Here is a 7,431-nt window from a genome sequence, read left to right as displayed (position 1 = left end):
GGGGGAGTGAACAGCCGTGCGGGGAGGCTACGTGCACGGCAGGACGCCAGCGGCTCCAGGCGGTGAGAGCCGCTAACGCCCTGGAGCTGGACCTGAGGCGGGAGGCGGCCGGCGCCGACGAACTGGATCACTGTCTGGGCGAAAGCCAGCGGCTCCAGGCGCCGCGCCGGCGGGACCCAGCGCTCGATCAGCCGGCCGGCCAGATCCAGGACAGCCCAGTCGGCGACCAGCCGGCGCTCGATCCCCGGCCGCAGCACCTTCACCGCCACGTGGCGGCCGTCCTTCAGCGTGGCCCGGTGCGCCTGAGCCAGCGACGCCGCCGCCACGGGCGTGTCGTCGAAGGACTCGAACACCGCCTCGACCGGACGGCCAAGCTCACGCTCCACCTGCTCGCGGGCCTCACGCGACCCGAACGGGGGCAGCCGGTCCCTGAGGTGGCCCAGGTCCTCGGCGAACGTGCGGCCGAAGATGTCGGCGCGGGTGGCGAGTAGCTGCCCGAGCTTGATCGCCACAGGCCCCAGCTGCTCCAAGGCCCGCGCCAGCCGCTGGCCGGGCCGTCCGTCACGGCGCCCGGCGAACAACCGCAGGGCTCGGGCCAGAACGCGCACGCCTGAGGAATAGTAGGGATCGATCTCGGCGGGCAGCAGGGCGTCGTGCCGGACCAAGATCCGCGCGGCCCCCATAAGCCGCAGGAAGGCGCCCACGGAGGCCATGGGTCCTAGATCGCCCGTCCGGTGTGCAGGGCCGCCACGCCGCCGGTGAAGTTGGTCCAGCCCACCTGGCTGAAGCCGGCCTGGCCGATCAGGGCGGCGAAAGCCTTCTGGTCGGGGAAGCGGCGGATACTCTCCACCAGGTACTGATAGCTCTCCCGGTCGTTCGCCACCCGCGCCCCGATCTCGGGGATCACCTTGAAGGAATAGGCGTCGTAGGCCGCCCGCAGGGCCTCGGTCACAGGCCGCGAGAACTCCAGGCAGAGGAATCGCCCGCCGGGCTTCAGCACCCGTCGCGCTTCGCTGAGCGCCGCGGAGACGTCGGTGACGTTGCGGATGCCGAAGCTGATCACATAGGCGTCGGCGCAGGCGTCGGGCAGCGGCAGGGCCTGGGCATCGCCGACCGTCCAGGTGATTTCAGGCAGGCCGCCGCGCTCGCGCCCGGCGGCGATCATCTCGACGTTGTAGTCGACCACGAGGATTTTCGCGTCGGCGCCGCCCCGCCGCTCCTGCGCGCGCCGGGCCAGCTTCGCGAAGCGGCGCGCCATGTCGCCGGTGCCTCCGGCGCAGTCGACGATGGTCTCACCGGGCTGGGGGTTGAGCCGTGCGGCGGCGGCGTCCTTCCAGAGCCGGTGCACGCCTGCGCTCATCAGGTCGTTCATCAGGTCGTAGCGGGACGCCACCCGATCGAACACGCCCCGGACCAGGCCGGGCTTCTCGGCCGCGTCCACGTCGCGGAAGCCGAAGGTGGCGGAAGGTCCCGTCATGCCGCGGGTTCTAGCTTGCAGGGCCTTGGCGCGCCAGCGATGCCGTGCCAAGCGAGACCGCATGCCTGAGCTGCCCGAAGTCGAGACGGTGCGAGGCGGCCTCGCCCCCGTGCTGGAGGGACACCGGCTGGCGCGTGTCGAGGCCCGACGGCCGGACCTGCGCTTCCCGCTGCCGGCCAACTTCGTGCAGGTCCTGACCGGCGCCACCGTCGTGCGCCTGGAACGGCGCGCCAAGTACCTGCTGGCTCGCCTAGATCGCGAGGACACCCTGGTGATGCACCTGGGGATGAGCGGGCGCTTCGAGATCACGCGTCCGGAAGGCTCGACGCGGCCCGGCGAGTTCCACTACGCCCCCGACCCGGACCCCAAGCACGCGCACATCGTCTTCACCACCGAGGCCGGCGCGCGGGTGACCTACTATGACCCCCGCCGGTTCGGCTACATGGGCCTGGTCAACACCGCCATGCTGGGGCTGCATCCGTGGTTCGCGAGCCTGGGGCCTGAGCCGCTGTCCGACGCCTTCGACGCCGCGCATCTGAAAGCCGCCTTTGCGGGCCGAAAGCAGGGGCCCAAGACCCTGCTGCTGGACCAGCGCATCGTGGCTGGCCTGGGCAACATCTACGTCTGCGAGGCCCTGAACCGCGCCCGTATCTCGCCCTTCAAGGCGGCCGGCGGGGTCAGCGGCGCGCGGCTGGCCAGGCTGGTCCCGGAGATCAAGGCGGTGTTGTCCGAGGCGATAGCGGCCGGCGGGTCGACCTTGCGCGACTTCGCACAGACCGACGGCGCGTTGGGCTACTTTCAACACCGCTTCCGCACCTACGACCGGGAGGGCCAGCCCTGCCGCAACGACGGCTGCAGGGGCGTCATCGGCCGCCAGGTCCAGGCCGGGCGTTCGACATTCTACTGCCCCGTTTGCCAGAAATGACGAGCGGCAGATGAGAGCCCTCCTCGCCGGCCTCGCGGCCGCCTGCGCCATTGCCCTGCCAGCCCGCGCCGAGCCGCCGGTCTGGGTGGTCCGGGACGCTGATTCCGAGATCCTCATGTTCGGCTCCGTTCACGTCCTGCCGCCCGGGCTGACCTGGCGCCCGGCGGCGCTGGACGCCGCCCTGGCGCGCGCCGACGACCTCTGGTTCGAGTTGCCGATGGACCCCGCCACCCAGGCTGAGGTCGGCGCCCTGGCTGCCCGCCTGGGCGTCCTGCCGCCGGGCCAGTCGCTGTTCACCCTGCTGCCACCGGCCGACGCCGAGAAGCTGATGGCCGTCGCCTACGTCTACGGCGTGGACAAGGCCACGCTCTCCAGGCTCGAGCCCTGGCTGGCCGAGGTGGCGCTGGCCGCCGCGGCCTACGGCAAGGCCGGCGCCGATACCGGCAACGGTGTGGAGATGACGATCAACGCGGCTGCGCCCGCCGCCACCCGGCGCGCCTTCGAGACCCCGGCCGAGCAGATGGGCTTCTTCGACGCGGCGCCGATGGCCGAGCAGATCGTCTCCCTGCGCGAAACCCTGCGCGAACTGGAGCGCGACCCCGAGGCGTTCATGACCCTCGTCCGCGCCTGGATGGCCGGCGACACGGCCGGTCTGGACCGCGAGGCGCTGGAGCCCATGCGCAAGGTCACCCCGGGCATGTTCCGCCGCCTGGTCAGCCAGCGCAACGAGGCCTGGGCCAAGACGCTGGACGAGCGTCTCAAGGGCAAGGGCAACACCGTCGTGGTGGTCGGGGTCGGTCACCTGATCGGCACGGGCGGCCTGCCGGCGCGCCTGCGGGCGCTTGGCTATTCGGTCACGGGGCCGTAAGTCGCGTTCAATCGGACCGGAGCGCCCCATGAGCTATGAGACCCTGATCGTCGAGACGCCTGCCGCGGGCGTCACCCTGATCCGTCTGAACCGCCCTGAGGCGTTGAACGCGCTGAACACCCAGCTCCTCACCGAGCTCGCGGCCGCGCTGGACACGGCCGAGGCCGACGAGGCGGTTCGTTGCGTGGTGCTGACCGGGTCGGAGCGCGCCTTCGCCGCCGGAGCGGACATCAAGGAGATGGCCGACAAGACCTACGCCCAGATGTTCGCCACCAACTTCTTCGGGGCGGGCGGCCAGCGGGTGGAGCGGTTCAGGAAGCCGATCATCGCCGCGGTCGCCGGCTACGCGCTCGGCGGGGGCTGCGAACTGGCCATGCTGTGCGACTTCATCATCGCCGCCGAAACCGCCAAATTCGGCCAGCCGGAGATCAACCTGGGCGTCATGCCGGGCATCGGCGGCACCCAGCGCCTGCCGCGCGCCGTCGGCAAATCCAAGGCCATGGACATGGTGCTGACCGCACGGATGATGGACGCGGCGGAGGCGGAGCGCGCCGGCCTGGTCTCCCGCGTGGTCGCCGCCGACAAACTGCTGGAGGAGGCGGTGGCCGCGGCCGGCAAGATCGCCGCCCAGTCGCCGCTGGCGGTGATGATGAACAAGGAGCTGGTCAACGCGGCCTTCGAGACGACGCTGGCCACCGGCGTCGGCATGGAGCGGCGGCTGTTCCATTCCCTTTTCGCCTTCGAGGACCAGAAGGAGGGCATGGCGGCGTTCGTCGACAAGCGGAAGCCCGCCTTCAAGGGGCGCTAGCCGTGGCGGCCACCCTGGATTGGCGGCAGTGGCGCGAAGAGCAGGCCAAGCGCCTCGAGCGTATCACCGGGGAGAGCCTCGAGACCTGGGCCGCCCGGCTCCGCCAAGCGAGCCTGCCCGACCGCCCGGCCATCACCGCCTGGCTCGCTGAGCGCGGTGTCACCGGCTACGCGGCCATGCTGCTGCGCTACGAACAGTTGGGCTACCCGGACTTCATGACCGCCACCGCCGACAGCCTGGTGGATGGCCAGTACGCCGACCGGCCGGCCCTGCGCCCGATCTATGACGCGGTGCTGGAGGCCGCGCTCGGCCTCGGAGACGTGACGGTCCAGACGCGCAAGACCTATGTCTCGCTGCTGACCCCGCGCCGGACGTTCGTGCGGGTGCAGGCCACGACGCTCAAGCGGGTGGACGTGGCGCTCCGGCTCGAGGCGGAGCCGGGCGGACGGCTGGTGCGCTCGCGCCATGAGAACATGCCCGTGCAGTTCGGCCTGACGACGGTCGAGGACCTGGACGGCGAAGCGGTCGACCTGATGCGCCGGACCTACGAAGCCAACGTCTGAGCGGCATTGACCCCGGTGGCCCCTTTCAGTATATCCGCGCCTCCAATTTCGCCTGCCCGGCAACGGGCGGGCGCTATCCGTATTGTGAGAGCAGTTCCGAATGGCCAACACGCCCGGCGCCAAGAAAGCGGTCCGCAAGATCGCCCGCCGCACTGAAGTGAACACCGCCCGCCGCTCGCGCGTGCGCACCTTCCTGCGCAAGTTCGAGGAGGCGTTGGCCTCGGGCGACGCCACGGTCGCCAAGGACGCCTTCGTCAAGGCGCAGTCCGAGCTGATGCGCGCCGTGACAAAGGGAGTGGTGCACAAGAACACGGGCTCGCGGAAGGTATCTCGCCTCGCCGCTCAGCTGCGGAAGATGTCCGCAGCCTGAGGTCTCTTGAGGCCGGCCGGCCGGGGTGAGCACACCCCCTCTTTCCCGCTAGGAATTCTGACCGCGGCGCCCTTCGGGGCGCTGCTTTTTTTGTGCGCCGGACTCGGGCGGGGTGCGACATCTGCGACCAAAAGCTCGGGTCACAATACGGGTTTTTCGCCTTTCCCTTTGGCCAAAAAGGGTCCCCGACGAGTCAACAGAAATAAGTCTCGCCTGTAAAAAGAATCACCGTTGACCCCCCCATGGCCCCGACTAGTGTCGGCCTTCTTACAGGTTCTTTCCAAGGATCTCGGGGCCAAAACCGGGACGGCGGCGGGGCGCATGCACTCGCTGAAAGAGAACCTGTGTGTGACGAAGAGTGCGTGGTCGGGGGGTTCGGGGCCCTGGCTTTGTCGATGGTATCGATGGGGTTTCAAGGGATGAAAAGCGGGGGGGTTGCGGGAGCTATGGCAAGTGCGCCGGCGTCGGCCGTGTGGAGCAAGACCTGCCAGGTTCTCAAGCGCGAACTCGGCGACGCCACGTTCGGATCGTGGCTGGGCCAGGCGGCTCTACGCGAGACACAGGACGAGGTCTGCGTGGTGGCCGCGACAGGCGTGGCGCGTGATTGGATCCGGCACAATGCCTGGCGCCGGATCGGCGAACTGTGGGCTCAGAACGACCCGCTGCACCGTCGCCTGGACCTCAAGTCGCGCATGGAAGTCGACGCTCTTCCGCCGGCGGCGGCCAATGCCCCTCAGGCGCCACCGACCGCGCACCCTGGCGTCGTCGCGAGCATCGCTCCACCGGTCGCGGAAGTCTTCGAGATCGAGGCCGAGGTCGTCGCCCCGGTGGCCGCCCGCCAGGGCCGCCTGCAGGGCCTGCAGGAACGTTTCAACTTCGACACATTCGTGTCTGGGCCAGCGAACGAGTTCGCTTTCGCCGTCGCCCGCCGGGTGGCTTCCTGGGCCGACGGCCACTTCAACCCGGTCGTCTTCCACGGGCCCTACGGCTTCGGTAAAACGCACCTGCTGAACGCGCTGGCCTGGGAGGCGCTTCGCACCGCGCCCGGCAAGCGGGTGGTCTACCTTTCCGCCGAGCGGTTCACCTCGACCTTCGTGAAGGCCCTTCAGGACAGGCAGACCGCAGCCTTCAAGGACGAACTGCGCAACGCCGACCTGCTCCTGATCGACGACGTCCATTTCGTGGCCGGCAAGACCCAGACCCAGGAAGAGCTGTTCCACACCCTGATCGCTCTGGTCGAGGACGGCCGCCGCGTCGTGCTGACCGCCGACCGCTCGCCCACCGAGCTGTCGGAAATGGAGCCGCGCCTACGCTCACATCTGCAGGCGGGGCTGGTCTGCGGTATCGAGCCGGCTGACCGCACCCTGCGCCTGGGCATCCTGGAGCGGAAGCTGCACACCCTGGCCCAGCAGGGCGGCTTCGTGCCCGCCGCGCGGTCCGAAGTGCTGCAGTTCCTGGCCGACCGCTTCACCGACAGCGTGCGCGAGCTGGAGGGCGCGCTGAATACCCTGGTGGCCCGGGTGGGCGGCGGCATGGCGCGGCTGACGCTGGACGAGGCCCAAGCGATCCTGCGACCCCATCTCAGCGTGAATGAGCGCAAAGTGACGGTGGACGTGATCCAGAAGACCGTGGCCGAGCACTTCGGGCTGAAGCAGGCCGACCTGATCTCCGAACGCCGCGCGCGCGCCGTGGCCCGCCCGCGGCAGGTGGCCATGTGGCTGGCCAAGCAGATCACCACCCGCTCGCTGCCGGACATCGGCCGCCGGTTCGGCGGACGCGACCACACCACCGTGCTGCACGCCGTGCGCCGGATCGAGGAACTGAAGGCGGGCGACCCGGTCCTGGCGCGCGACTGCGACGTGCTGTTGCGCAAGCTGCGCGGCTAGCCCTTTCGTAGATCGCCGCGGCGGAGCACCGCCGATGCGACACCTGCTGCGGCCCGCAGGGCGGTGCAAGCCGCGCGCACGAAAGTCTTGCGTGACAGCCGGCTCTCTCTGGGAGACCTCATTGACCTCGTTAGGGAGACCACCGTGCCGACGATGGACGAAGCCGGGCTGGCGGCCAGCGCCCACCAGGTGCTGCGGGATGCGATAGACCCGCGCCTGCCCGGCCTTTATCGCGGCAAGGTGCGTGACAACTACGATCTGCCGGACGGGCGGCGCATCCTGGTCACCTCCGATCGCCTGTCGGCCTTCGATCGTGTGCTGTGCTGCATCCCGTTCAAGGGCCAGGTGCTGAATGGTGTCGCCCGCTGGGCCTTCGAGCAGACCGTCGACCTCTGTCCCAACCACGTGCTGGACTATCCCGATCCAAACATCGTCGTCGGCCGGCGCCTGAGCATTCTGCCGGTGGAGATCGTCGTGCGGGGATACCTGGCGGGTACAACCAGCACCTCGATCCTGACCATGTACCTGGCCGGC

At 69.7% G+C, this 7,431-nt stretch carries 9 protein-coding genes; 7 read left to right on the top strand and 2 right to left on the bottom strand.

Annotation, left to right across the window (positions count from 1 at the left end):
* Positions 1–683 (bottom strand): AarF/UbiB family protein (locus tag QZV94_RS14170; RefSeq protein ID WP_293678571.1); only part of this gene is annotated, 683 nt, incomplete at its 3' end.
* A 35-nt stretch (positions 684–718) separates the two neighbouring features.
* Complete coding sequence (locus tag QZV94_RS14165; protein ID WP_293678557.1) at positions 719–1,477, bottom strand: class I SAM-dependent methyltransferase; 759 nt, start codon at positions 1,475–1,477, stop codon at positions 719–721.
* A 61-nt stretch (positions 1,478–1,538) separates the two neighbouring features.
* Here QZV94_RS14165 and mutM point away from each other — a divergent pair, with 61 nt between their 5' ends.
* The 7 genes from mutM to QZV94_RS14130 all read left to right on the top strand — a co-directional run.
* A complete protein-coding gene (gene mutM, locus QZV94_RS14160) occupies positions 1,539–2,402 on the top strand; it encodes a bifunctional DNA-formamidopyrimidine glycosylase/DNA-(apurinic or apyrimidinic site) lyase (RefSeq protein WP_293678556.1) in 864 nt (287 codons plus the stop codon).
* 10 nt (positions 2,403–2,412) lie between these two features.
* Positions 2,413–3,270: a TraB/GumN family protein gene (locus QZV94_RS14155; RefSeq protein WP_293678555.1), complete on the top strand. Its 858-nt coding sequence runs from the start codon at positions 2,413–2,415 to the stop codon at positions 3,268–3,270.
* A 28-nt stretch (positions 3,271–3,298) separates the two neighbouring features.
* Positions 3,299–4,078 (top strand): enoyl-CoA hydratase, encoded by a 780-nt coding sequence (locus QZV94_RS14150; RefSeq protein WP_293678554.1) that lies wholly within the window; start codon positions 3,299–3,301, stop codon positions 4,076–4,078.
* 2 nt (positions 4,079–4,080) lie between these two features.
* Positions 4,081–4,641, top strand: coding sequence for a DUF5655 domain-containing protein (locus tag QZV94_RS14145; protein WP_293678553.1), 561 nt, complete (start codon positions 4,081–4,083; stop codon positions 4,639–4,641).
* A 100-nt stretch (positions 4,642–4,741) separates the two neighbouring features.
* Positions 4,742–5,011, top strand: coding sequence for a 30S ribosomal protein S20 (gene rpsT / locus QZV94_RS14140; protein ID WP_293678552.1), 270 nt, complete (start codon positions 4,742–4,744; stop codon positions 5,009–5,011).
* A 404-nt stretch (positions 5,012–5,415) separates the two neighbouring features.
* The gene (dnaA, locus tag QZV94_RS14135; protein WP_293678551.1) at positions 5,416–6,897 is read left to right on the top strand and encodes a chromosomal replication initiator protein DnaA; all 1,482 of its coding nucleotides are present in this window, start codon (positions 5,416–5,418) and stop codon (positions 6,895–6,897) included.
* A 153-nt stretch (positions 6,898–7,050) separates the two neighbouring features.
* On the top strand, positions 7,051–7,431 hold a 381-nt coding region (locus QZV94_RS14130), incomplete at its 3' end, for a phosphoribosylaminoimidazolesuccinocarboxamide synthase (protein ID WP_293678570.1).

It is taken from the genome of uncultured Phenylobacterium sp. (assembly GCF_902826855.1).
Classification (GTDB): domain Bacteria; phylum Pseudomonadota; class Alphaproteobacteria; order Caulobacterales; family Caulobacteraceae; genus Phenylobacterium.
This window is presented reverse-complemented; position numbering and strand designations above follow the sequence as displayed.